The sequence below is a fragment of the Denitromonas iodatirespirans genome, from assembly GCF_018524365.1.
Classification (GTDB): domain Bacteria; phylum Pseudomonadota; class Gammaproteobacteria; order Burkholderiales; family Rhodocyclaceae; genus Nitrogeniibacter; species Nitrogeniibacter iodatirespirans.
On the sequence record NZ_JAEKFT010000005.1, the window covers coordinates 25,608 to 51,929 of the forward strand.

Sequence of the window (26,322 nt, forward strand, 5' to 3'; positions counted from 1 at the left end):
AGCCGGCGCGGCCGCAAGGCTCACACCGGCTTTGATGCGGCTGGCAGACGCTGCTGACGCAGTCGTCACAAGGGCCTTCCGCTTACTTACGCAGACCCAGGCGCTCAATCAGGGCGCGGTATGCGTCGGCATTCGTGCGCTTGAGGTAGTCAAGCAGCTTACGGCGCAAGCTCACCATCTTGAGCAGACCGCGGCGGGAGTGGTGATCCTTGGCGTTGGCCTTGAAGTGACCGGTCAGGCCATTGATGCGGGCGGTCAGCAGTGCCACCTGGACTTCAGGAGACCCGGTGTCGCCTTGCGCACGCTGGAAATCACCAACAATCTGCGCTTTCTGTGCTGTATCGAGAGCCATGTAACGTTACTCTTTGGTTGAATTCTGGTTTTCGGAAAAGCGGGGATTATAACTACGCCGCATCGTAAGTTCAAGTTTCTACGTACTATTTGATCGCCAATGCGGCACGATCAACTCGTCACGACCAGGCGCCTGGACGACAATACACTTGCATCGTCGACACGCCCCAGGCCGAGAAAACGGTCTGCCTGATACACCCGGTAGCTGCCCTCGGGCACATCCCCGAGCGCCACCGTCTGCCCGTGGCACAACTGGCGCGACTGCATGTCGTCCAGCTGCAGAACCGGCAAGCCGCCGATCAGGCAATCGACCGGCGCCAGCGCCGCGCGTGCCGCATCCAGCGTAGCCGCTTCCACCGCATCGAGCGAAATCGCCTGAGCGATGTAGAACGGACCGATCTGCGTCCGACGCAAGGCGGTCAGATGGGCACCGCAACCGAGCCGATTGCCGATATCTTCAGCCAGCGTGCGGATATACGTCCCCTTACTGCAACGCACCCGCATCACGAAGCTGTCGGGCCCGGTCGGTTCGCAATCGAGTGCATGAATCTGCACACGCCGACGCTTGCGTTCGATGTCGATCCCTTCCCGGGCATACGCATACAGGGGCTTTCCTGCGTGCTTGAGGGCGGAGTACATCGGCGGCATCTGCTCGATCTCGCCAACGAACGCTGCGGCCGCGGCACGGATTTCATCGGCAGAAAAGGCCGCCGGTCTGCGTTCGAGGACCTCGCCATCGGCATCGCCGGAGGTGGTGGTGATACCGAGCAGGACGGAAGCTTCGTAGCCCTTGTCGGCATCGAGCAAGGTCTGGGAAAACTTGGTCGACTCGCCAAAGGCGAGCGGCAACAGCCCGGTCGCCATCGGATCCAAGGTGCCGGTATGCCCGGCTTTGGCCGCACCGAGCGCGTTTCTCGCACGCTGCAAGGCGGCGTTCGAGCTCATGCCCTGAGGTTTATCCAGCAGCAGCACGCCGTCGACCGGATCGCGCCGGCGCGGCGGCCGTTCAGTCTTCTTCATCCGTCGGCTTGGATCGCGCTTCGTCTTCGTGCACCGCCTTGTCGATCAGCGCCGACAGCTGGGCGCCACGCTCGACCGAGGCATCGTAGATGAAATGCAACTCCGGCGTGGAGTGGATGCGGATACGCCGCCCCAGCTCGCGCCGCAGGAACCCCGAGGCGCGGCGCAGGCCGGCGAGAATCTCGTCAACCCCTTCTGCGCCGGTCATCGAGGTGAAGTACACCTTGGCGTGCGCGAAGTCGGGCGTAACGTCCACTTCGGTCAACGAGATGAACCCGATCCGCGGATCCTTCACTTCCAGGCGCAGCAACTCGGCCAGCTCGCGACGCATCTGCTCGCCGACCCGGGTTGCGCGCGAATAGTCCTTCGCCATGCCAGCCCCGCCTTACAGCGAGCGCGCCACTTCGCGCACTTCGAAGACTTCCAGGTGATCCCCTTCCTGGATGTCATTGAAGTTCTTGAGCGACAGGCCGCATTCGAAGGCTGCCTTGACTTCCTTGACGTCGTCCTTGAAGCGCTTGAGCGAATCGAGCTCGCCGGTGTGGATCACCACGTTGTCGCGAATCACCCGCACCCTGGAGCCGCGCTTGACGATGCCCTCGAGCACATAGCAACCGGCGATGGTGCCGATCTTCGAAATGGTGAAGACCTGGCGCACCTCGACCATGCCGATGACTTCTTCGCGCTTCTCGGGCGACAACATGCCCGACAGCGCCGACTTCACCTCGTCGACCGCGTCGTAGATGATGTTGTAGTAACGCAGATCCACGCCGAAATTCTCGGCCAGACCGCGTGCCTTGGCATCGGCGCGGGTATTGAAGCCGATGATCACGGCGCCGGAGGCCTGAGCCAGGTTCACGTCGGACTCGGAGATGGCGCCGACCGCACCGTGAATGACCTTGACCCGCACCTCGTCGGTCGACAGCTTCTGGAGGGCATGCACCAGCGCTTCCTGAGAACCTTGCACGTCGGCCTTGATGATCAGCGGCAAGGTCTTGACCTCGCTCTCGCCCATCTGTTCGAGCATGTTCTCAAGCTTGGCAGCCTGCTGCTTGGCCAGCTTGACATCGCGGAACTTGCCCTGGCGGAACAGCGCAATCTCGCGCGCCTTGCGCTCGTCGGCCAGCACGATGGCTTCGTCACCGGCGGCCGGCACATCCGACAGACCGAGAATCTCGACCGGAATCGACGGCCCGGCCTCTTCGATCGGCTTGCCGTTCTCGTCCAGCATGGCGCGGATCCGGCCGAAGGTCGCACCGACCAGCATCACGTCACCCTTGCGCAGCGTACCCGACTGAACCAGCAGCGAAGCCACCGCGCCACGGCCCTTGTCCAGGCGCGCTTCGACGATCAGGCCCTTGGCCGGCGCGTCGTACTGTGCGTTCAGTTCGAGCACCTCGGCCTGCAGCAAGATGGCTTCGAGCAGATCGTCGATGCCCTGACCGGTCTTGGCCGACACCGAGACGAACATCGCCTCGCCGCCGTACTCTTCGGGCACGACACCCTCGGCCACCAGCTCCTGCTTGACCCGCTCGGGGTTGGCTTCGGGCTTGTCGATCTTGTTGATCGCCACCACCAGCGGCACGCCGGCGGCCTGCGCATGGTGAATGGCTTCCTTGGTCTGCGGCATCACGCCGTCGTCGGCAGCCACCACCAGCACCACGATGTCGGTCGCCTTGGCGCCACGGGCACGCATCGCCGTAAAGGCCTCGTGACCCGGGGTGTCGAGGAAAGTGACCATGCCACGCTCGGTTTCAACGTGGTAGGCACCGATGTGCTGGGTAATACCGCCCGCTTCGCCGGCGGCCACTTTGGCGGCACGGATGCGGTCGAGCAAGGAGGTTTTGCCGTGGTCGACGTGGCCCATCACGGTCACCACCGGCGCACGCGGCTCCAGCGGCACATCCTTGTGCTCGTCGGTCTCTTCGAGGAAGGCGTCCGGATCGTCCAGCTTGGCGGCATGCGCCTTGTGGCCCATTTCTTCGACGATGATCATCGCCGTTTCCTGGTCCAGCACCTGGTTGATGGTGACCATCGAACCCATCTTCATCAGGGCCTTGATCACTTCGGTGGCCTTGATCGACATCTTGTGGGCCAGCTCGGCCACCGTGATGGTTTCGGGCACGTGCACATCATGCACCACCGGATCGACCGGCGCCTTGAAGTTCGTGCTGACCTGCTGGTCGCCCCGCTGGTTGCGCGAGCCGCGACCGCCGCCGGTGCGCTTGCCGCCGCGCCAGTTGCTGGTGCCGGCCGGCGCATCGGCGCCACGCGTCTTCAGCGTACGGCGCTTGCCACCGTCACCGGTGCCGGCGTCCTTGCGGCCCTGCTCATCCTTGTGCGGCTTGTGCAGGGTGTGGCCACCCTCTTCGCCCTTGGCTTTGGCTTTCGCCCCTTCGGCCGCCTCAAGCTTGGCGCGCTCGGCCGCGGCACGTGCTGCCGCCTCGCGTTCCTCGCGCGCCTGGCGGTCGGCCGCCTGACGGGCAACCAGCTCCGAGTGACGGCGCGCTTCGTTTTCACGCGCCTGAATCTCGGCCGGGTCCAGCAATTCGGAAATCTGCACGCGACGCACGCGTCGCTTGGTCGTTGCGGCCGGTGCGGCCTCGGTGCCGGCTTCGGCCGTATCGGCATCGCTGCGCTCAGCCGCTTCGTCGGCGGACGCGGCAACAGCGTCGACCGGGGCCTCGGCTTCCTGGGCGGGCTCGACAGCCTTTTCGGGCTCTGGGACCGGTTCGGGCGCCGCCACGGGCGCCTCGACGGCCTCCTGGGCGACCGGCTCGGCGACTTCGACCTGAGGCTCGGCGACGACCGGCTCAACCACCGGTTCGGCCTGCACTTCCGGCGCGGCGACCTCGGCGCTCTCGGCGTCGCTGTCCTTGCGTGCTTCGACTTCTGCCAGCAACTCGTCCCGCTTGACGAAGACGCGCTTCTTGCGCACCTCGACCTGCACCGTACGGGCGCGACCGGTCGAATCGGTGGCCTTGATCTCGCTGGTTTCCTTGCGGGTCAGCGTGATCTTGGATTTGGCCTTATCGTCGCCATGCGAACGACGCAGGTAGTCCAGCAGCTTGGTCTTGTCCTGTTCCGTCAGGCGATCGCTCGCATCGGCGATGCTCACACCGGCCTTCTTCAACTGCTCGAGCAGCAAGGCCGCCGGCATTTTCAGCTCGCCGGCAAACTGTGTAACGGTCATTTGTTCCATCTTCCCCCCTTGCCTTACTCGAACCAGTGCGCGCGCGCGACGGTAATCAGCGCAACCGCACGGGACTCATCGATCCCGGTCATCTCCACCAGTTCGTCGGTTGCCAGATCCGCCAATTCATCGCGGTTCCGCACCCCATGGCTCGCCAGAGCCGCCGCCAGTTCCTTGTCCATGCCATCGAGGCCGATCAGGTCTTCGGAAACGGTTTCCAGCTTCTCTTCAGTCACAATCGCTTCGGTCAGCAGTACATTGCGCGCACGGTTGCGCAATTCGTTGACCGTATCTTCGTCGAATGCTTCGATTTCGAGCATTTCGGACAGCGGCACGTAGGCAATTTCCTCGAGCGAGGTAAAGCCTTCGTCGATCAGGATGTCCGCCACTTCTTCATCCACGTCGAGCCGCTCCATGAACAAGGCACGCAGGCCACCGCGCTCGACATCCGCGCGCTGGGCCGACTCTTCCTCGCTCATCAGGTTGATCGACCAGCCGGTCAGCTCAGAGGCCAGCTTGACGTTCTGGCCGCTGCGCCCGATGGCGATCGCCAGATTGTTCTCGTCGACCACCACATCCATCGAATGGGTTTCCTCATCGACCACGATCGAACTCACCTCGGCCGGCTGCAGCGCCGCGATGACGAACTGCGCCGGGTCGGCCGACCAGACGATGATGTCGATCTGCTCGCCGCCGATCTCGTTGCGCACCGCCGTCACGCGCGAACCGCGCAGGCCGACGCAGGTACCGATCGGATCGATGCGCGGATCATGCGCCTGCACGGCGATCTTGGCACGCAGGCCCGGGTCACGGGCGCAGGCCTTGGTCTCGAGCAGGCCGTCTTCGATCTCCGGCACTTCGAGTTCAAACAGCTTCATCAGGAATTCGGGTGCCGTGCGCGACAGGATCAGCTGCGGGCCGCGGGCATTGCGATCGATGCGCAGCAGATAGGCCTTGACGCGGTCGCCCACGCGCAGGTTTTCCTTCTGGATCATCTGGTCACGCGGCAGCATCGCCTCGAGGCGCCCCACTTCGATGATGGCGTTGCCGCGCTCCATCCGCTTGATGGTGCCACTGACCAGGAATTCCTTGCGCTCCAGGAAGTCGTTGAGCACCTGCTCGCGTTCGGCATCGCGGATCTTCTGCAGGATGACCTGCTTGGCCGCCTGCGCACCGATCCGGCCGAAATCGATCGGCTCGAGCGGCTCCTCGATGTATTCGCCGACCTGGATATCCGGCACCTCTTCACGCGCATCGATCAGGCCCATCTGGGCCTCATCGTTCTCGACCTCGGCGTCGGGCAGCACCTGCCAGCGACGGAAGGACTCGTAGTCGCCCGTCTCGCGGTCGATGGTGACGCGCACGTCGGCATCGTCGTGAATGCGCTTCTTGGTGGCAGAGGCCAGCGCCGACTCAAGCGCGGCGAACACGATGTCCTTCAAAACGTTCTTTTCACGCGCCAGTGCGTCGACAAGCAGCAGAATTTCGCGGCTCATGTAATCAGACCTCCAGACCGAAGCTCAAAATTGGGGCACCAGACGTGCTTTCTCGACTTCCTCGAGCGGGATTTCCAGCACGCCAGCATCTTGCGCCAGCAGCACTTTCCCGTCGACGAAGCCCTTGAGCACGCCCGAAAAATTGCGTTGATTTCCGTTGTTCAATGGCAGATGCGTGCGCAGCTGGATGGTTTCGCCGGCAAAGCGCTCGAAATCAGCCGCTTTCTTGAGCGGGCGATCCAGGCCGGGCGAGGATACTTCCAGGCGGTCATAGTCGACATTCTCGACTTCGAACACCCGCGTGAGCTGGTTGCTGACGGTGGCGCAATCATCCACCGTGATGCCGCGCGGCACATCGATGAATACGCGCAGCAGCCTTGCCCGTGGCGACATCTCGATGTCCACGAGTTCAAAACCCAAGCCCGTCACCACCTGTTCGACCAAGCCAGCCAGATCCATTTTCGCGCCCAAAAATAAAAAAATGGGCTCGCGCCCATCCCCATCGTTTCAACTGGAAATCGGTGTTTTGGTGACGCGCGGCCACCAAAACTCTCGAATTATAACCACTTACGAAGCCCCAGGCAATTTTACCGTCGTGACCGACGCCCCTTGCCCGGTTGGCTTTTGGGTGCCTCGATGCCGGCCAGCTGGCACACCAGCGCCTCCTCAACATCTTCCACCTGCCCGCGCTTGAGGCGCGAGGGCAGCAGCACCGGTCCGTAGCGCACGCGCATCAGACGGCTGACCGTCAACTCCAGCGCCTCGAACATGCGACGCACCTCACGGTTGCGCCCCTCCGACAGCACCACGTGATACCAATGATTGGACCCTTCCCCGCCGCGATCCACCACGCTGGTGAAACGCGCTTCGCCATCGCCCAGCTCAATGCCGTTCTTCAGCAAGGCGATCTGCTCGTCGGTCAACGTCCCGAGAATGCGCACGGCGTACTCCCGCTCCATCTCGTAGCGCGGGTGCATCAGGCGATTGGCCAAGGCCCCGTCGTCGGTAAACAGCAGCAGGCCAGAGGTGTTGAAATCCAGGCGTCCCACCGCCACCCAACGTCCATGGCGCAACTTGGGCAGCTGCTCGAAGACTGTCGCCCGTCCTTCCGGATCGTCCCGCGAGACAATCTCGCCTTCGGGCTTGTGATACATCAGCACCCGCGGCACCTTGGTCTCGAAACGCAACTGCACCAGCTTGCCATTGACCCGGATGCGATCGGCCGGCGTCACCTTCTGGCCGATCGCCGCCGGTGCTTCGTTCACCGAAATGCGCCCGGCGATGATCATCTCTTCGATCTCGCGCCGCGACGCCACACCGATGGCCGCCAGGGCCTTGTTCAAGCGCTCGGGAACGGCAAATTGCTCGGGCACCCGGCGCCCGCCCTGGCCTTTGGCCGAATGCCCGCCACGACCGCCACCGGGACGCGGCGAGTGAGCCGGCGCCACGGGAGCGACGTTGCCATTGGCCTCGCCCTTGGGGCCGTTCTGTCCGCCTTGTCCGCCCTGTCGCTTGCCGCCGCGTCCGCCGCCGGAACCCGACTTGCGGGAGGCGCCGCGCGAGGCCACGTTGCCGTTGGCTTCGCCCCCTCCGTTGCCACCAGAAGCGCCGCCACCAGCACGGCGCCGGTCCCGACCGCCGCCGCCTTTCTGCCCCTGCCCTTCCCGCGGCGCGACGTTGCCATTGACCTCAGCCGCCTCACCGCCGCCCGAGCCCCCCTTGCCACCACGCGATCCGCGCCCGCCGGAGCGGCGCTTCGAGCGCCCACCGGGCGCTGCGTTGCCGCCGCCTTCGGACCGTCCTTCGCCGCCCTGCGGCGCAGCCGGCGCATCGCCCGCGGCCCGCGCCTCACCTCTGGGCCGGCGCCGACGCCCTTCTTTGGGCGCCTCGCCCGCTTCGGTGGAGTCTTTAGGCCGCGTCGGGCGTCGGGTCGGTTTCTGGGAGTTCGACAAGGTCCATGATCCTTTCAATTTCAGTCAACGGAGGCAATTCCGTCAGGCTTCTCAGCCCCAGCTCATCGAGAAATCGACGAGTCGTGGCCAGCAGCGCCGGGCGCCCGGGGGTATCCCGGTAGCCCACCGCATCGATCCAGCCGCGCGATTCGAGCGTCTTGATCACATTGGTGGAGACCGCCACGCCGCGAATATCTTCGATATCCCCCCGCGTCACCGGTTGACGGTAGGCAATGATGGCCAGCGTCTCGAGGACGGCGCGCGAGTACTTCGGGGGCTTTTCGTCTTTCAAGCGATCCAGGAAGACCTGCACTTCCGGCCGCGTCTGGAAACGCCAGCCCGAGGCCACCTGCACCAGCTCCACGCCCCGCCCCTGCCACTGCTCGCGCAGGGCTTCGAGCAGCCGGCGCACCATGTCGCTGCCCGGGTCCTCGGCAAACAGCTGCCGCAGCGCCGACACCGTCCTCGGCTCACTGGCCGACAGCAAGGCCGCTTCGAGAATCCGGGTGTACTCCTCAGGCGTGCTCGGTTCCTGCATCGTTCAGCTTTACGTAAATCGGCGAAAACCCGGCCGTCTGGGTAATCTGCACCAGACGCTCCTTGACCAGTTCGAGCACAGCCAGAAAACTCACCACCAGGTGCGGCGCCCCTTCCTTTGGGTCGAACAAGGACTCGAACACCACGAAGTCCCCGCCCTGCAAACAACGCAGGATGCGGCTCATGTGCTCGCGCACCGAGAGACTTTCCTTGCGAATGTGGTGGTGCTGGGTCAATTTGGCCTGGCGCGCAATCCGCAGCCACGCTAACTGCAAGTCGTGCAGGCCGACTTCCGGCAAGCGTTCGACAACTTTCTCCGCGACGAAAATGCCGACCCATTCGAGGTCCCGGCCGACGCGCGGAATGGCGTCCAGTTTCGCGGCCGCCAGCTTCATTTGCTCGTAGTCTAGCAGCCGGCGCACCAATTCTGCACGCGGATCTTCTTCTTCCTCGATCGCACGTGGCGATTTCGGCAACAACATCCGCGATTTGATCTCCAGCAGCATCGCCGCGATCAGCAAATAATCGGCCGCCAATTCCAGGTTGTGGCGACGCATCGCCTCGACGTATTCGAGATACTGCGCCGTCAACGCCGCCATCGGGATGTCGAGCACATCGATGTTGGCTTTGCGGATCAGGTACAGCAGCAGGTCGAGCGGCCCTTCGAAGGCATCGAGGAACACCTCCAGCGCTTCGGGCGGGATATACAGATCGGCCGGCAGCTTGAGCAGCGGTTCGCCGTAGAGGCGCGCCACCGCCGCCCGTTGCTCCGGCGTCTCGACCGGAGCGAGCGGCAGCTCGGCCGACGTGACGGAGTTCATCAAGTCGCCACCTCAGCCGCCACGCCCCCTTTGGGGTGCGGCAAGCACAGTGAGTGTAGGGGCAGTCCGCGGCGCCCACCGGGCCGCCCCAAGGGCGCCGCAGCCCCCCTGGGAGGCAGCGAACGTAGTGAGTGTGGGGGTCGTCCGCGGCGCCCACCGGGCCGCCCCAAGGGCGCCGCAGCCCCCCTGGGAGGCAGCGAACGTAGTGAGTGTGGGGGTCGTCCGCGGCGCCCGCCGGGCCGCCCCAAGGACGCCGCAGCCCCCTTGGGGGGCAGCGAACGCAGTGAGCGTGGGGGTCGTCCGCGGCGCCCGCCGGGCCGCCCCAAGGGCGCCGCAGCCCCCTTGGGGGGCAGCGAACGTAGTGAGCGTGGGGGCCGTCACGAGTAGCCCAAGCCCATGGCGTCGCGAACGTCGCGCATGGTCTCCTGCGCCAGCTTGCGCGCCCGCTCGCAGCCGTCGGCCACGATGTTTCGCACCAGCGAGGGATCGTCCAGATAGGGCTGGGCGCGCTCGCGCATGGCGTCCTGCTCGCGCTGGATCGCTTCGAGCACCGGCTGCTTGCACTCCAGGCACCCGATGCCAGCGCTCTTGCAGCCTTGCTGCACCCACTCATGCGTGGCGGTGTCAGTGTAGATCTTGTGGAACTGCCACACCGGGCATTTTTCCGGATCGCCCGGGTCGTTGCGCCGCACCCGCGCCGGATCGGTCTGCATGGTGCGGATCTTCTTGGCCACCGACTCGGTGTCCTCGCGCAGGAAGATGGTGTTGCCATAGGACTTGGACATCTTCTGCCCATCCAGCCCCGGCATGCGCGCCGCTTCGGTGAGCATCGCGCCCGGCTCGGCCAGGATCATCTTGCCGCCGCCGTCGAGAAAGCCATACAACCGCTCGCGATCGCCGTGGCTCAGACTTTGCGAATCGTCGATCAAGGCCTCGGCCTGCTCCTGAGCGGCGGTATCGCCCTCTTGCAGGAACCGGGTGCGCAGATCTTCGTAGAGCTTGGCGCGCTTGCGCCCCAGCTTCTTGATCGCTTCGCGCGCCTTGTCCTCGAAGCCCGGCTCGCGACCATAGAGGTGGTTGAAGCGGCGGGCGACCTCGCGCGTGAGCTCGACATGCGGCACCTGATCTTCGCCGACCGGCACCTTGTCGGCCCGGTAGATCAGGATGTCGGCCGATTGCAGCAGCGGATAGCCGAGGAAGCCGTAGGTGGACAAGTCCTTGTCCGACAGTTTCTCCTGCTGATCCTTGTAGGTCGGCACACGCTCGAGCCAGCCGAGCGGGCACATCATCGACAGCAGCAGATGCAGTTCCGCGTGCTCAGGGATGCGCGACTGGATGAAGATCGTCGCCTGCGCCGGATCGACACCGGCGGCGAGCCAGTCGATCACCATGTCCCACACGCTCTCTTCGATCACCAGCGGGCTGTCGTAGTTGGTGGTCAGCGCATGCCAGTCCGCCACGAAGAACAGACAGGGATACTCCGCCTGCAACTTGACCCAGTTTTTCAGCACACCATGGTAGTGGCCGAGATGAAGACGGCCGGTGGGCCGCATACCTGAAAGAACGCGCTCTGCGTACATGTGACGACTCAGAATCCAAAAATGACGGCAAGAAAGTAACTGAAAACGCCGATCAGCGGGCCAAGAATTCGGCCCAGCATGCCGGTGATCAGCAACACGATGAGAATCGGGAATCCAAACGGCTCAATACGCGCGAATTTCCACGCCAGACCCGCCGGCAACAGACTGACCGCGATGCGCCCGCCATCGAGCGGTGGGATCGGCAGCAGGTTGAGCAACATCAGGATCAGGTTGATCTGGATGCCGGCATCGGCCATCTGCGCCATCGGCAAGGTGTAGGCGGAGGCCGGCGCGACGATGGCGATCTTCAGCAACGCCGCCCAGGCCAGCGCCATGAGCAGGTTGGCGCCGGGCCCCGCGGCGGCCACCCACAGCATGTCGGACTTGGGGTTGCGCAGCAGCCCGAAGCTGACCGGCACCGGCTTGGCCCAGCCGAAGAGCATGCCGCTACCACCGGCCAGCACACTCGTGGCCAGGATCAGCCCCGGCACCAGGATCGTGCCGACCGGGTCGATATGGCGCAGCGGATTGAGGCTGATGCGACCGGCCTGCTCGGCCGTCGGGTCGCCGAAATGGCGGGCCACATAGCCATGCGCCGCCTCATGCAGGGTAATGGCCAGCAGGACGGGCAAGGCCCAGATGGCCACGAGGGCGATCAGCTCTTCCATGCACTCACGGCGTCAGAAAACAAGCGATTGTAGCAGAGCACACCGCCTCAATCGGCCGTCAGGCCGAAGGGCGACAGATCGCCGCGCCCGGCCCGCACGAGTTCGGGCGAACCGCTGGACAGATCGATGACCGAGGTCGGCTCGCCGGGACAGCCGCCGCTGTCGATCACCAGATCGACCAGCTTGCCGAGGCGATCGCGGATGTCTTCGGCGTCGGTCATCGGCAACTCGTCGCCCGGCAGAATCAGTGACGAGGACAGAATCGGCTCGCCCAGGGCTTCCAGCAGCGCCGCCACCACCGGATGCTCGGGCACGCGCAGGCCGATCGTTTTGCGCTTGGGGTGCAACAGCCGGCGCGGCAGCTCCTTGGTGGCTTCGAGAATGAAGGTGTAGGGGCCGGGCGTAGTCGCCTTGAGCAGTCGGTACTGCGCGTTATCGACCCGAGCATAGGTGCCGATTTCGGACAGGTCTCGGCACAGCAGCGTGAAGTGATGGCGCGCGTCCACATTGCGGATGCGGCGGATGCGGTCGAGCAGCCCGCCGTCGCCGGTGTGCCCGCCCAGCGCGTAGGCCGAATCGGTCGGGAAGGCCACCAGGCCGCCGCCACGCATGATCTCCGCCGCCTGATGCATCAGGCGCGGCTGGGGCTGTTCCGGGTGAACGGTGAAAAACTGGGCCATGACACTCCATCAGAAACGATCGACCAGGCGCTGCCATACCGGCGTCACGCCTTCGGGCAAGGGGGCGCAACGCCCCAGATCGACCCGGCTCTCCTGCTCGCCGTGAAAATCGGACGCGCGCGACGCCAGTAGCTCGAACCGTCGCGCATACCGGGCAAATTTACTCACTTTCGCATCCGAATGCGACCCCGACACCACCTCCAACCCCAGCCCGCCGGCCTCGACGAAGGCGGCCAGCAGGCGCTCCAGCTCGGCATCGGACAAGCGATATCGGCCCGGATGCGCCACCACCGGCAGCCCGCCCGCGGCACGGATCCATTGCACCGCGTCGGCCAGATCGGCCCAGCGCGTCTCCACGAAACCGGGCTTGCCGCGCACCAGATAGTGCTTGAACACGGCATCGGTGTGCGGCATCAGCCCGATCTCCACCAGGTGCCGGGCAAAGTGGGCCCGGCTGACCAGTGCCGGATTGCGGGCAAAGCGCATGGCACCTTCCAGCGCGCCGCGAATGCCGAGCTCGGCCAGCGCGTCGCCCATCTTCTGCGCCCGCGCACCGCGCCCGGCGCGCACTTGGGTGAGCCCGGCCTGCAGTACCGGATGCGCCGCATCGATGCCGAGCCCGACGATGTGGATGGTCTCGCCGCCCCAGCTCACCGAGATCTCCACGCCGGGCACGAAGCGGATGCCGGCCGCATCGGCCGCCGCCTGCGCTTCGGCCAGCCCGCCGGTTTCGTCATGATCGGTCAGCGCCAGGAAGTCCACACCGTTGGCCGCCGCGCGCGCCACCACCTCCGTCGGCGTCAGCCAGCCGTCGGACACCGTCGAATGGCAGTGCAGATCGGGGTTGTCGGGCATCGGTCGCGTCACCGGGGCGTCTCCTGTCGTGTCTCGCGCATGAAGTCCTCGATCAGAGCGGCGATCTGGTTGGGGACATCGTGATGCAGGTTATGACCCGCGTTGGCGATGGAATGCTCCCGAAAATCCGAAAAACAGGCTTTGGCCGACGCGATCTGCGCCGCATCGACCCCCAGCTCCCGGCGCAAGGTCTCGTCCTCAGGCTCGATCCACATCACCGGCGCCTGCGCGCGCCGCCAACAGGCCTCGGCCTCGGCGCGGCGATACAGCACCGGGTTGACCCGCTGGTGCGCCGGGTCGGCCGACAGCGTCACCCGCCCGTCCTCGCACGTCCGGCCGAGCACCTCGGCCAGAAACGCCGCCTTTGCCCCGTCGAGCCGCGGGTTGCGGTGCCGCAGCCGGTCGGCCAGCGCCTCGAAGCTGTCGTAGCGACGCCACGGTGGCGTCTGCGCCAGCGTGCCGAGCCACTTCTCATAGCGCCCCGGCGCCTCGTCGGCGGGCCGATCGGCCAGGCCAAAGGCGTCGATCGCCACCACCCGCGACACCCGACCCGGGCGGATGCCGGCATACAGGCAGGCGATGTTGCCGCCCATGCTGTGGCCCACCAGGCGCAGCGGCGCCTCGGGCGACAGCACTGCCGCCAGGGCATCCAGATCGCCCAGATAATCCGGAAACCAGTAACCGCCGCTCGCCCATTCGCTGCGCCCGAAGCCGCGCCAATCGGGCGCCACCACATGCCAGTCCTGGCCAAGTTGATCGACCACGAACTGGAAACTCGCGCCGGCGTCTCCCCAACCGTGCAACATGAGCAGCAGCGGCGCGTCGGCGTCACCCCAGAGGGAACAGTGCATGCGCAGGCCGCGCAGCATGAGATCGTGATGTCGGGCAGCGTTCATGGGCGGCATCATAACAAAGCCTTGCACCGCCTCCGGGCCGGTGATACCGTTGCGCCGTCGCGCGGGAGAGCGCTCGAAAATCGAGCCGCCGAAGGCGTAACCCCCCGGAACCGCTCAGGCAAACGGACCGCCGACGAATCAACAATCTGGAGAGCGATGTGGGCCGCGAGGCCGGCGCATCCACCGAAGGGGCACCCACCGGCCAAGGTGGAATCTCTCAGGTAGAACGGACAGATGGGGACGTCACACCACGTGTGCCGTCCCTTTTTTGTCGCCTACACTGTTGAAAAGAGGAGCCCCGCCATGGCTCGTTGCACCCCGCTTCATGCCGTTCATGTCGCCGCAGGCGCCCGCATGGTCGATTTTGCCGGCTGGGACATGCCGGTGAATTACGGCTCCCAGATCGAAGAACACCACACCGTGCGCGGCGATGCCGGCATGTTCGACGTCTCCCACATGCTCGCGCTGGATCTGACCGGCGCCGATGCCACCGATTTCCTGCGCACCCTGCTGGCCAACGATGTGGCCAAGCTCACCGTGCCTGGCAAGGCGCTGTACAGCTGCATGCTCAACGAGGCCGGCGGCGTCATCGACGACCTGATCGTCTACTACTTTGCCGCCGACCGCTTCCGCATCGTCGTCAATGCCGGCACCGCAGACAAGGACGTGGCCTGGATGCGCAAGCAGATCGCCCGCACCGGCGCCAACGTGACGCTCGACGCCCGCCGCGACCTGGCGATGATCGCCGTCCAAGGCCCGAATGCCCGTGCCAAGACCTGGCACGCCATCCCCGGCTCCGAATCAGTCACGGCGGCGCTCAAGCCCTTCTGTGCCGTGGAAGTGGGCGACATGCTGATCGCCCGCACCGGCTATACCGGTGAAGACGGTTTCGAGATCACCCTGCCCGCCGCCCAGGCTGCCGATACCTGGACCGCGCTGGCCGGTGCCGGCGTTGCCCCCTGCGGCCTCGGTGCACGCGACACCCTGCGCCTCGAAGCGGGCATGAACCTGTATGGCCAGGATATGGACGAGTCCACCTCGCCGCTCAACGTCGGCCTGGCATGGACCGTTGACCTGAAGGACGCCGAGCGCGCCTTCATCGGCCGCACCGCGCTGGAGGCCGCCCCGGCCAGCCAGCAGGTGCTCGGCCTGGTGCTGCTCGAGCGCGGCGTGCTGCGCGCCCATCAGAGCGTCATCACCGCCCAGGGCGAGGGCGAAACCACCAGCGGCAGCTTCTCACCGACCCTGCAGCAATCGATCGCCTTCGCGCGCCTGCCGCCGGGCGTGGCCGAGAACACCGAGGTCGAGGTGGACATCCGCGGCAAGCGCCTCAAGGCCCGCACCGTCAAGCTGCCCTTCGTTCGCAACGGCAAGCCCCTGATCTGATTTATTTTTCCGGCCCCACCGGGGCCAAGACTCAATCCATCTCACCGGAGCGCACCTCATGAACATCCCCGCCGAGCTGAAGTACACCAAGAGCCACGAGTGGATCCGCCGCGAAGACGACGGCACGGTCACCATCGGCATCACCGACCATGCCCAGGAAGCGCTCGGCGACATCGTCTTCCTCGATCTGCCCGAGGCCGGCCGCATCGTCGCCGCCGGCGAAGAATGTGCAGTGGTCGAGTCGGTCAAGGCCGCCTCCGACATCTACGCACCGGTCGCCGGCGAGATCGTCGCCGCCAACGAGGCCGCGCTGGATGCGCCCGAGGCGGTCAACGCCGATGCCTATGCCAACTGGCTGTTCAAGATCAAGCCGGCCAACCTGGCGGACGTGGACGGCCTGCTCGACGCCGCCGCCTACGCCGAGATCGCCGCCGACGACTGATCCCGACCCCCGCCCACGGACGCGGTGCGCCCTGGCGCGGCGCCGCGTCCGCCGTCCGAACGGACCTCTGTGCCCTTTCCTATCAGCGAAACCCGCCCCATGTCGACCACACCGTTTTCCGCTCCCCTGTCGGCGCTCGACCAGCACGACGCTTTCATCCAACGCCACATCGGCCCCAGCCAGGACGAAGTGCAGGCCATGCTCGCCGCCGTCGGCGCGCCCAGCCTCGATGCGCTGATCGGTGAAACCGTGCCGCCCTCGATCCGTCTGGACGCCCCGCTGCCGCTGGCCGGCGCCAAGGCCGAGCATGTCGCCCTGGCCGAGCTGAAGGCCATCGCCGCCAAGAACGTGGTCAAGAAATCGCTGATCGGCATGGGCTACTACGGCACGCTGACGCCCAACGTCATCCTGCGCAACGTGCTCGAGAACCCGGGCTGGTACACCGCCTACACGCCCTACCAGGCCGAAATCGCCCAGGGTCGCCTCGAAGCCCTGCTCAACTACCAGCAGATGGTGATCGACCTCACCGGCATGGAGCTGGCCAACGCCTCGCTGCTCGACGAAGCCACCGCTGCCGCCGAAGCCATGGCCATGGCCCGCCGCGTCTCGCGCAGCAAGAGCAACGCCTTCTTCGTCGACGCCAACACCTGGCCGCAGACCATCGACGTGGTGCGCACCCGCGCCGCGCTGTTCGGCTTCGAGCTGGTGTTCGGTGATGCCGCCGACGCCCCCGCCCATGACGTATTCGGCGCGCTGCTGCAGAACCCCGGCCAGAACGGCGAGGTGGTCGACCTGACCGACACCATCGCCGCCCTCAAGGCCAAGGACGCCGTGGTCGCCGTGGCCTGCGACCTGATGGCCCAGGTGCTGGTCAAGTCGCCGGGCGCGATGGGCGCCGATATCGCCCTCGGCTCGGCCCAGCGCTTCGGCGTGCCGATGGGCTTCGGCGGCCCGCACGCCGCCTTCTTCGCCACCCGCGACGCACACAAGCGCTCGGTGCCGGGGCGCATCATCGGCGTGTCGGTCGACGCCCGCGGCAAGACCGCGCTGCGCATGGCCCTGCAAACGCGCGAGCAGCACATCCGCCGCGAAAAGGCCAACTCCAACATCTGCACCTCGCAGGTGCTGCTGGCCAACATGGCCGGCTTCTACGCCGTGTATCACGGCCCGGAGGGCCTGCGCACCATCGCCGGGCGCATCCACCGCCTCGCTGCGATCTTCGCCGAAGGCCTGTCACAGGCCGGCATGGCGCCGGTCAGTGACGTGTTCTTCGACACCGTCCTGGTCCGCGCCGGTGCCGACGTCCTCGCCGCCGCTGCGGCCGCCGGCTACAACCTGCGCCGCGTCGCCGACGACACCCTCGGCCTGGCCTTCGACGAAACCCACACCGCCGCCGACGTGGCCGCCCTGCTGCAGTTGGTCACCGGCCAGGCCATGGACATCCATGCGCTCGACACCGTCGTGGCCGCCCGCAACGGCGCCCTGCCCGACGCGCTGCGCCGCAACGACGCGATCCTCTCGCACCCGGTGTTCAACACCCACCACACCGAACACGAGATGCTGCGCTACCTCAAGCGCCTGCAAAACAAGGACCTGGCGCTCGATCACTCGATGATCTCGCTCGGCTCGTGCACCATGAAGCTCAACGCCACGGCCGAGATGATCCCGGTCACCTGGCCCGAGTTCGCCAACATCCACCCCTTCGCGCCCATCGACCAGGCGCAGGGCTACCTCGAGATGATCGGCTCGCTCGACGCCTACCTGCGCGCCATCACCGGCTTTGCCGCCATCTCGATGCAGCCCAACTCCGGCGCGCAGGGCGAATACGCCGGCCTGCTGGCGATCCGCCGCTATCACGACAGCCGCGGCGACCGTCACCGCACCATCTGCCTGATCCCCAAGTCGGCCCACGGCACCAACCCCGCCACGGCACAGATGTGCAACATGAAGGTGGTGGCCGTCGACTGCGACGACAACGGCAATGTCGACGTGGCCGACCTCAAGGCCAAGGCCGAGCAGCACAGCGCCAACCTCGCCTGCCTGATGATCACCTACCCCTCGACCCACGGCGTGTTCGAAGCGGCGATCCGCGAGATCTGCGACACCGTGCATGCCCACGGCGGCCAGGTGTACATGGACGGCGCCAACATGAACGCCCAGGTCGGCCTGACCTCGCCCGCCAGCATCGGCGCCGATGTCAGCCACATGAACCTTCACAAGACCTTCTGCATCCCGCACGGCGGCGGCGGCCCGGGCATGGGCCCCATCGGTCTGGCCGCGCATCTGGCGCCCTTCATGGCCAACCATGTGGTGCAGCCGATCGACGGCCCGCATGCCGGCCAGGGCGCCGTCAGCGCCGCGCCCTACGGCTCGGCCAGCATCCTGCCGATCAGCTGGATGTACATCGCCATGATGGGCGGCGAGGGCCTCAAGCGCGCCACCGAGATCGCCATCCTCAACGCCAACTACATCGCCAACCGCCTCAAGGGCCACTACCCGGTGCTGTACAGCGGCGAGAACGGCCGCGTGGCGCACGAGTGCATCATCGACATCCGCCCGATCAAGGCCGCCTGCGGCGTGAGCGAAGTGGACATCGCCAAGCGGCTGATGGACTACGGCTTCCACGCCCCGACCATGAGCTTCCCGGTGGCCGGCACGATCATGATCGAGCCGACCGAATCCGAAAGCCAGGCCGAGCTGGACCGCTTCATCGACGCCATGATCAGCATCCGCGCCGAGATCGCCAAGATCGAAGCCGGCGAATGGGACGGCGACAACAACCCGCTCAAGCACGCCCCGCACAGCCAGGCCGACCTCATCGGCGAATGGGATCGTCCCTACACCCGCCAAGTGGCCGCCTTCCCGCTGCCCTGGGTCGGCGAGAACAAGTTCTGGCCCAGCGTCAATCGCATCGACGATGTGTATGGCGACCGCAACCTGTTCTGCGCCTGCGTGCCGATCGAGGCTTACGAGGGCTGATTGTCTGCATCATCCACCGCCTAACAAAACGCCCCGAGTTCGGGGCGTTTTTACTGTTGGATCCAAGTCACCGGGGGGGATTGCCGCCACAGCTCTTGGCTAGGTGCGGAGTGGGACATGACCTACCTGCCCACACAGGTGCAGGGGCAGTGGTTCTACCTCTACCTCTACCTGATCCTGGATTTGTACAGCCGCAAGATCGTCAGCAGGGAGATCCACGAGCGCGATGCGGCCCTTTGCGACCACGGCCATGCCAAAGCCATTGATCGGTTGGTTGCATGAATCTGGCGACAACTATCTTGATTTGCTCCGGACGACGATGAGCGCATGCGAGTGTTGCAGATTCAGGCGCCATGATGATTGGATCCAATCATCCTGTCGCGATACCCGAGACGATTTACCTCAGCTCTTTCCCCGCCTCGTGGGACAAACCAGATTACCCTAATGCATTTCGCCTATTTAACTTTCAAATAGTTGATCTGCCCATTCCTTTGTTTCCTTGTCACCCCCTCATTGCTAGCATCAGTCTCGCTCACTAAGCACCACGAAATACAAAAAAGCCGGCGTCACTTCTTGATAGAAACGACGGACGGAAAACAAGCGATCAAATCGCAACTTTTCGAGGAGACACGGGATGCGCACCACTTTTGATGTTACCGCTTGCACTGCAACGAAGGTATCGGAAGGCTTGATCGACCGATATAGGGAAGTCCGCTTGTCTGACTCGCCATGGACATCAGGCGGCCGACCGCAACTGATCGCAGCGACCAGGCCCTGCAGCAACCAGTCAAGGCCCGCTAGCAACATACGATTGGCGCCTATCTAATCGGCCGTACCCGACCGGCCGGGATCCGCTTCGTCGACGCCCTACCCGCCGCACCCAATTGAATATCGCAGTCGTATCGTACGCCCGGATGAGTCCAGCTGGCTGGCCACCGATGGTGACGGCGGGCGAGCATTTGTTCAATAGGGCCGATGCGCGGCGCAAGGCGAATAGAGAGGCGGTCATCGCCTGATCCCAGCCAGCCACTCCGGTCCACCTGATTTCAACCCAAATGTAGTCCCTGCGTATCGCTGGCCTTTGGCGTAGCGCATATCGGACTGTGCGCTCTTCGGTGGCAGATCGCCCGCCTGCTGCGACGGCTGCTTCGTGCAGCAGGTCGGCGGCGCCTTCACAAACCGTGAAGGCACGCTGCGCTAAACCGAACGTCGCATTGCGTTCAACACAAGAGTTCAAGGAGACAGTTTCAATGCGAATTCCTGTCCAAAATGATTGCGCAGGTTCCCAGACTCGTCACCTCCGCTGGTCCACCCGCTGCGGCCTGCTCATACTCCTGGCCACTTGTAGCAACACTGCGTTTGCCCATGTGAAGTGGTTCTGGGAGAACGCAGATTGCTCGGCGCCGGCTTTGTCGCCACTGAAGGTCATTTCCTCACCGGCATTCATTATCCTTGGAGTATTGAGTTTTCTAGTGATGTTCGTCGTGGGTGTGATCGACACGCGCGTTTCACGGGTCGGCTCTCCCCTGAATACATTTGCCGAACGTATCGATGTGTTTGCCACCCCATGGATGCCCAGGCTGTTGAGATATGGACTTGCGGCCTTCTTCTTCACGGTGGTGCCATATTTCGGCGATAGCCCCGTCTATCTGACGCCTGAGCTCTATGCCTCGGGAATGTGGGTCCCGATTCTCCAGCTGCTGATCGCGTTCACGCTGATATGGCGGCCGAGCGCATGGCTCGGCGCGGCGGGTATTACCGTATTGTATGGTTTCTCCGTCTTGCAGCATGGCGCGTTCCATATGCTGGACTACCCGATTTTCCTGGGTGCGGCCGCATTCGTGGCGATTGATTCTTGCTACCGCGGTCAGCGCAACGATCTCGCGTTTGCGGTGCTACGCGTAAGTGCCGGCATCACATTGATGTGGGCCGCCGGAGAAAAATGGTTGTTTCCATCGTGGAGCGCCGAGGTAATGAATGACGAACTACGTGGGCTCCGTGGCAATTTGTCACCGGAACTCTTTCTGTCTGCCGCTGGATGGATCGAATTCTGCGCAGCCTATGCGCTGGTTTTTGGCCGCAGAAGCGTACAGATCGCGGCCTGGCTGCTCCTGGTGCCATTCATTGCCGCCATCCCTGTGTTCGGATCGCTCGATGCCATCGGCCATGCACCGATCATTATCGTTCTTCTAATGCTCGGATTGACCCGTTCGCGACTGCCCGACGCCATCCAGGGCGCCACCAACATCTCAATGGCATTGCAGCGGGCCATCACTTGCACGCTAGCAGCGCTGACGACGACCGGCGCGTACTGGTGGCTGCACGCACTTGCACACCTGCAAATTCGTGCTATCGACCCCGGCCCCGCGGCTGTGGCCTTGCTGCTTTCAATCCTCTTGCCGTTGTGGTGGCTACCGCGCAGCCGGCTGTTCCGGAGCACGATCATCAATCCGCCCGATCACCACGGGCCGGCGTCCGTATCTCTTGGGTGAACAGCCAAATACGTCGATCAGGCAGATACAGGCTGGCATCCCGATGATGACAAAACCGACTGTCGGGCAGTGCTGCCCGGATAGTCGAGCGCTTCTCGCCCTTGAAATCAACGATGCCCGTGCTATCGCCCTCCATCCTCGGGCGGCTCGCCGTCCATGCGTTTGAAGCCGAACATGGGCTGATGCTCAGGCCCAACGAAGCGCATCACAAAAGGAGAAGCGAGACGACATGATCCACAAAACCCGTCAGCGACCGGTGTCAGGTGAGAACCGAAACAGTACCGTCGAACGCATGCCCCGAGATTGATTATGTTTTCGAAAATCAGCGAAAGTCGCATGCGCCGCATACGCTACGGATTGCTCTTGGCATGGATAGGCTTATTGGCGTTGTATGTCGTCGATATTGGACAAAATCGCCTGACAGTTCCAGGTGACGCTTGGTATGTACAGGGCCTGGCTGGGAAGGCGGTGAACTTGCGTCACCAGGTCTTACTACCTACGGACTACAACCCCGCACCCCGTATTTTCTGGGGTGTGGCTATCCCCTTGGTGGTCCTGTTTCTGGGCTTCGCGGGCCACGATGCCTGGCGGCGCATTTGCCCGTTGTCCGCGCTGAGCCAGATTCCGCGGGCATTGGGCCTGCAGCGCAAGGTCGGACGCGGCGATCAACGGCGGCCGGCATTGATACCACCCGACTCCTGGTTCGCTCGCTACGCGCTCGTCTTGCAGTTTCTTCTGTTCTTCGTCGGCGTCACCTTGCGTCTGACGGTGATTTCCGCCAACCCCGAGTTGCTGTTCGGCTTTACCTTGGTCCTGTTCGCTGCCGCGCTGCTGGTGGGATTTCTCTATGGGGGCAAGACCTGGTGCCACTATTTTTGTCCCATGAACGCAGTACAGATTGCATTGAGCGGGCCTCGGGGGCTGAACGCCTCAAAACCGGTGGCCGGAATCAGTCAGTCGATGTGCCGAAAATCCGATGCCAATGGCGATGTTTCGACCTGTGTTGGTTGTATTTCGGCGTGCCCGGACATTGACATCGAGAAGAGCTATTGGGATCGGCTGCCCAAGCTCGACCAGCGTTTCGTGGTGTACGGCTACCTTGGCACCGTTCTGGGGTTCATTCACGGTATGTATGCCACCGCGGGAGGTTTCAACTACGGCACGGCGGTCTGGTATGACACCGACTGGCGCGCTGTCGGCTTTGCGCCCTGGGGCACTTGGCTACCGATACCGCGGCTGCTCGGCGCATCGCTGTTGATGGTGTTCTGGATCGTGCTCGCGGCCGCGGTCGGACTGCTGGCCGAGAAGCTGATGCAACGATGGTCTCACGATAGTCAGGCGGACACAGTGGTGGAGATGTCACGGCATCGGACGATGACCCTGACCACCCTGCTGGCCGTGCTTCTTCTGATCTATCAGGTTGCCTTACCGGGAATGGTCTGGCTGCCCAAACCGGTCGTCGGCACGCTTGGCGTGGTCAGCACCATCGCCCTGGCGTTCTGGGCCTACCGGAGTTGGCAGCGAACCAGCCAACGCCACCAGCGGGAATCGCTCGCCGACAGCATGCGCAGGCATTTGCATGCGCTTCGCAGCGACTGGTCCGAGCACTTGAACGGTCGCCAGCTCGATGCCCTGAGTGCCGACGAAATACATTTGTTGACCTCCCTGGTACCCAAGCTGGAAAGCAGCAACCGTCTTGCCTTCTATCAAGCACTCCTGGCAGACGTGCTCCATCAAGGGAATGCGGATTCCATCGAAGGACGCACGTTGTTGGCCAAGGTTCGTACCAGTTGCGGCATCTCCGACCAAGAGCACGAGGCGATCGTCGGCACATTGAAAGACGAATACGACATCAGGGACAACTTGTTGATTTCATCGTCGCTGCGCATGGAGAGCTTTCGTCGACAGCTCGAAAAGCTCTTGTACAGCACGATCTCTCAAGGCCAACCGTTGACGGAAGCCTTGCGCGAACACCACGATTCCATTTGCCGACTGCGCGAGGATGTTGCGATTTCCGAACACGAGGAAGCCCAAGTCATCGAGGGACTCACCTCCAAATCCGGCCCCCTCGTTGAAACCCTGCACGCGCTGTTCGACGATCTGCGTGATATCCACGCGAAGCAACTGACACTTGCTCCCGGCAATCCCTCGCGGGCATTTCTCCATCGCCACCTTCAACGCGAGGCGACAAAAGTGGCTGAGGAGTGTCTGGGCATTGTCGAGACATTGGACGAAAGCCCGCAGTTCTTCGTCGATCTGGCCGGGGAACTGCTGTCAAAGCACGAATCAGCGGTGCGAAACGCGCTCCTCATCGAAAAATCACAATGGCGGCTACGCCTGCCAGAACCGTTCTGGACCGCACTCGACCGCCCCACGGATGGTGCGATAGAACGCCTTGAAGCGTACACGCTCAACCAAGTGCTACATGCATTGGCGCACGCCGAAGACCCTTGCGTGGCACTGGTTGCCGCTTACGAAGCGCAATGGCAAGGACTTGCCTGGGCGGACGCCATCAATGATCGGTTGTGGCCCCAACTTGGACGCAGCGCCCCCGATGTGACACCGAGGCCGCTCGGCATGTCGCTGAGCATCGTCGGCTTTGCGAACGAACACCTGTCGTTTGACGGAACCGTGCGCTGCGGGCGTGCGCCGGACAACGACTGGGTCGTTCAACTCGGCCAAATCAGCCGCTATCACTTCCGCCTGGTCAAGAACGCACAGGGGTATCGCTGTGAGGACCTGAATTCCTGCAACGGGACATTTCTGAATGGACGCCTTTTGCACGGGCAGAGCGCCCCGCTCAAAAAGCGCAATACGCTGTCGATCCTTTCAAACGGGCAAACGGCCATCATCAATGTGCATCATCGGCGGGAAGCCGACTTCACTCACCCGCTCGATCTGATGGTTACCCTGGCCGGCCTGCCCTTGTTCGTGAATTGCCCCAGCGAAGCCTTGTTCAAGCTCGCGGACGGCGCCGAACTTCGGCCCACCCATGCCGGCACCCCGATCCCCGTTCATGCCTTGTCACGGGATTTCACCGTGATGTTGCTCGACACGTCAGGCGCGTTGCTGCTGGCGGGGAAGCGTCACGGATTGCCGCAAGGCCTTCCCGTCAATTCGACCCTCATTCATCGACTGACAGACGCCTGGCTTGACTCTGATGGCAACGGCACGCTGGTGATTTGGCCGAATACAACGATCGATTGCCTCTCAAGACAAGAAGCTGCTTTCAATAACCAATGGCTGACCAGTATCAATCGAATGCTCCAGGAATACCGCGAGGATCCATATGATAAAAGTCAATGTAATCAATAGAGCGCGCGAGTTGATTCAACAACTCAAACTCGACGATATCGCACTGACAAACGGCGCCATCATCGGTCGCCATCCCGAAAGTTCGGTCCATCTCGGGCATACATCCGTCAGCCACCAGCATGCCAAGCTCACCATGGCCAATGGAAAAGTGGTAATTGAAGACTTGAATTCAAAATATGGAACCCAAGCAAACGGCTGCCAACTAACCCCTGGAACGGCAATGGCATTGGAGCGTGACGCGCATATCCAGGTGGGCGTTCTGACGTTGAAAGTCGAATCAACGAACGCAGATCAGGAATCCAATCGCGTCGAGGTTCCCGAGGCCGAACTCACCGAAATGATGCCCCCTCCTCCCAAGATGTATCAACCGGTCGCTATGGTACACAACACGTGTTGGAAAGCCTGGGAAAAAGGAAAAATCAAGGTCACCTGTAGCCGCATCATCGACGAGACGCATGACGTCAAGACGTTCTTTTTCACGGCAACCCCAAATACCCTATTTCGATACAAGCCTGGTCAGTTCGCCACCCTATATCTGAATATCGACGGAAAGCCGGTCGCCCGTTCCTACACCTTGAGCTCGACGCCGAGTCGTCCGCACACCATTTCCCATACCATCAAGCGCATGCCCGCTGCCGAGGGGCAACAACCGGGGATGGTATCGAATTGGCTTCATGACAACTTGAAAGAAGGGGACGAAATCGAAATTTCCGGCCCCTATGGTGAATTCTCCTGTCACGACTATCCAAATGACAAGGTATGCTTTATTTCAGGGGGCAGCGGCGTGACGCCCATGCTGTCCATGACACGCTGGTTGCTGGACACCCTAGCAAAGGTGGATATTGTTTTCGTGCATGCCGCCAAGACCGAAGCGGACATCGTCGCGCGACAGGAACTCGAGTATTACGCTTCCCGCCACCCCAATCTTCACCTGATATTCATCCTGTCCCAAGTCGGCTGCACCAGCAGCTGGGCCGGCTATCGTGGACGACTGAACACGGCGTTCATGGAGATGGCGGTCCCGGATTTCAAAAATCGGACCCTATTCGTCTGCGGCTCGCAGCCGTTCATGCAGAGCGTGAGGGAACAGATGAAATCCTGTGAATTTCCCATGGAGCACTATCACGAAGAAAGCTTCGGTGGACCACCGGCAGGTTATACCCAAGGCGGAAGAAGCGCGCCACTACCCGAAACGCCCCGCTATGGTCTCAAAGCAATACTCGACAAATTATCCACTGAGCCGGTACGCCGGGAGAAAGCACGAAGCCAACTGCCCACGGGTGTTGGTTGCAACGCAAAGGACACCGGACTCAAGATTGAATTTTCCCGCACAGCGTGCGCTGTTCCCTATTCCGGGGGGACACTATTGGACGCGGCCGAGGGATCCGGTTTGTCGTTGCCGGCAGGATGCCGCCAGGGCGTCTGCGGCGTATGCAAGCAAAAAAAGACAAAGGGGGACCTGATCAGCGAAGGTTACGATGATTCGGTTCTAAGCGCTGAAGACAAGAAAAACGGCTACGTGTTGATGTGTATTGCCAAACCAAAAAGCAACGTGGAAATAGATGCTTAAGTGGTTTAGCACGCGGGGCTCCCGCAGCAATCAGCATATCGTTGGCAATCCAAAATAACAAAACTGATTGACGATCACATACTTGCGAC

Annotated in this window: 21 protein-coding genes and 1 riboswitch; of the genes, 7 read left to right on the plus strand and 14 right to left on the minus strand. The window is 63.4% G+C overall.

Features of this window, described 5'->3' with window-relative positions; all coding sequences use genetic code 11:
* Positions 1–82: 82 nt before the first annotated feature.
* From rpsO to I8J34_RS05755, 14 genes are all read right to left on the minus strand, one after another.
* Complete coding sequence (rpsO, locus tag I8J34_RS05690) at positions 83–352, minus strand: 30S ribosomal protein S15 (RefSeq protein ID WP_214360426.1); 270 nt, start codon at positions 350–352, stop codon at positions 83–85.
* A 110-nt stretch (positions 353–462) separates the two neighbouring features.
* Positions 463–1,371 carry a tRNA pseudouridine(55) synthase TruB gene (gene truB, locus I8J34_RS05695; RefSeq protein ID WP_214360427.1) on the minus strand — a complete coding sequence of 303 codons (909 nt, stop codon included), beginning with the start codon at positions 1,369–1,371 and terminating at the stop codon, positions 463–465.
* On the minus strand, positions 1,358–1,744 hold the full coding sequence (gene rbfA, locus I8J34_RS05700) for a 30S ribosome-binding factor RbfA (protein ID WP_214360428.1): 387 nt from the start codon (positions 1,742–1,744) through the stop codon (positions 1,358–1,360). Before rbfA ends, truB begins: the two co-directional genes overlap by 14 nt.
* 12 nt (positions 1,745–1,756) lie before the next feature.
* Positions 1,757–4,573: a translation initiation factor IF-2 gene (gene infB / locus I8J34_RS05705; RefSeq protein WP_214360429.1), complete on the minus strand. Its 2,817-nt coding sequence runs from the start codon at positions 4,571–4,573 to the stop codon at positions 1,757–1,759.
* 14 nt (positions 4,574–4,587) lie between these two features.
* Positions 4,588–6,060 carry a transcription termination factor NusA gene (gene nusA / locus I8J34_RS05710; RefSeq protein ID WP_214360430.1) on the minus strand — a complete coding sequence of 491 codons (1,473 nt, stop codon included), beginning with the start codon at positions 6,058–6,060 and terminating at the stop codon, positions 4,588–4,590.
* A gap of 24 nt (positions 6,061–6,084) precedes the next feature.
* A complete protein-coding gene (gene rimP, locus I8J34_RS05715) occupies positions 6,085–6,519 on the minus strand; it encodes a ribosome maturation factor RimP (protein WP_214360431.1) in 435 nt (144 codons plus the stop codon).
* Between the two features lie 128 nt (positions 6,520–6,647).
* Positions 6,648–8,012, minus strand: coding sequence for a pseudouridine synthase (locus I8J34_RS25190; RefSeq protein ID WP_370661879.1), 1,365 nt, complete (start codon positions 8,010–8,012; stop codon positions 6,648–6,650).
* Positions 7,969–8,550, minus strand: a complete 582-nt coding sequence (gene scpB / locus I8J34_RS05725) for an SMC-Scp complex subunit ScpB (RefSeq protein ID WP_214360432.1) — start codon at positions 8,548–8,550, stop codon at positions 7,969–7,971. The genes I8J34_RS25190 and scpB overlap by 44 nt, the downstream gene beginning before the upstream one ends.
* A complete protein-coding gene (locus I8J34_RS05730) occupies positions 8,528–9,370 on the minus strand; it encodes a segregation and condensation protein A (RefSeq protein WP_214360433.1) in 843 nt (280 codons plus the stop codon). The genes scpB and I8J34_RS05730 overlap by 23 nt, the downstream gene beginning before the upstream one ends.
* Before the next feature lie 377 nt (positions 9,371–9,747).
* Positions 9,748–10,950, minus strand: coding sequence for a tryptophan--tRNA ligase (locus I8J34_RS05735; RefSeq protein WP_214360434.1), 1,203 nt, complete (start codon positions 10,948–10,950; stop codon positions 9,748–9,750).
* 8 nt (positions 10,951–10,958) lie between these two features.
* Positions 10,959–11,618, minus strand: coding sequence for a site-2 protease family protein (locus tag I8J34_RS05740; protein ID WP_214360435.1), 660 nt, complete (start codon positions 11,616–11,618; stop codon positions 10,959–10,961).
* Between the two features lie 47 nt (positions 11,619–11,665).
* Positions 11,666–12,298 (minus strand): L-threonylcarbamoyladenylate synthase, encoded by a 633-nt coding sequence (locus I8J34_RS05745; RefSeq protein WP_214360436.1) that lies wholly within the window; start codon positions 12,296–12,298, stop codon positions 11,666–11,668.
* Positions 12,299–12,307: 9 nt separating this feature from the next.
* Entirely contained in the window at positions 12,308–13,153 is an 846-nt protein-coding gene (locus I8J34_RS05750; protein ID WP_214360635.1) for a 3',5'-nucleoside bisphosphate phosphatase, read from the minus strand.
* Positions 13,154–13,161: 8 nt separating this feature from the next.
* Entirely contained in the window at positions 13,162–14,049 is an 888-nt protein-coding gene (locus I8J34_RS05755) for an alpha/beta fold hydrolase (RefSeq protein ID WP_214360437.1), read from the minus strand.
* Between the two features lie 52 nt (positions 14,050–14,101).
* A riboswitch (glycine riboswitch) is annotated at positions 14,102–14,188 on the plus strand.
* Between the two features lie 164 nt (positions 14,189–14,352).
* On the opposite strand from I8J34_RS05755, the gene gcvT reads away from it, so the two are divergent.
* From gcvT to I8J34_RS05790, 7 genes are all read left to right on the plus strand, one after another.
* Positions 14,353–15,435 (plus strand): glycine cleavage system aminomethyltransferase GcvT, encoded by a 1,083-nt coding sequence (gene gcvT / locus I8J34_RS05760; RefSeq protein ID WP_214360438.1) that lies wholly within the window; start codon positions 14,353–14,355, stop codon positions 15,433–15,435.
* 58 nt (positions 15,436–15,493) lie between these two features.
* Positions 15,494–15,877, plus strand: a complete 384-nt coding sequence (gene gcvH, locus I8J34_RS05765; protein WP_214360439.1) for a glycine cleavage system protein GcvH — start codon at positions 15,494–15,496, stop codon at positions 15,875–15,877.
* A 99-nt stretch (positions 15,878–15,976) separates the two neighbouring features.
* Positions 15,977–18,856, plus strand: coding sequence for an aminomethyl-transferring glycine dehydrogenase (gene gcvP, locus I8J34_RS05770; protein WP_214360440.1), 2,880 nt, complete (start codon positions 15,977–15,979; stop codon positions 18,854–18,856).
* 117 nt (positions 18,857–18,973) lie between these two features.
* Entirely contained in the window at positions 18,974–19,138 is a 165-nt protein-coding gene (locus tag I8J34_RS05775; protein ID WP_214360441.1) for a hypothetical protein, read from the plus strand.
* 968 nt (positions 19,139–20,106) lie between these two features.
* Positions 20,107–21,348: a hypothetical protein gene (locus I8J34_RS05780; protein WP_214360442.1), complete on the plus strand. Its 1,242-nt coding sequence runs from the start codon at positions 20,107–20,109 to the stop codon at positions 21,346–21,348.
* Positions 21,349–21,657: 309 nt separating this feature from the next.
* Positions 21,658–24,663 (plus strand): FHA domain-containing protein, encoded by a 3,006-nt coding sequence (locus tag I8J34_RS05785; RefSeq protein WP_214360443.1) that lies wholly within the window; start codon positions 21,658–21,660, stop codon positions 24,661–24,663.
* On the plus strand, positions 24,638–26,233 hold the full coding sequence (locus I8J34_RS05790) for an FHA domain-containing protein (RefSeq protein WP_214360444.1): 1,596 nt from the start codon (positions 24,638–24,640) through the stop codon (positions 26,231–26,233). Before I8J34_RS05785 ends, I8J34_RS05790 begins: the two co-directional genes overlap by 26 nt.
* Positions 26,234–26,322: the final 89 nt, after the last annotated feature.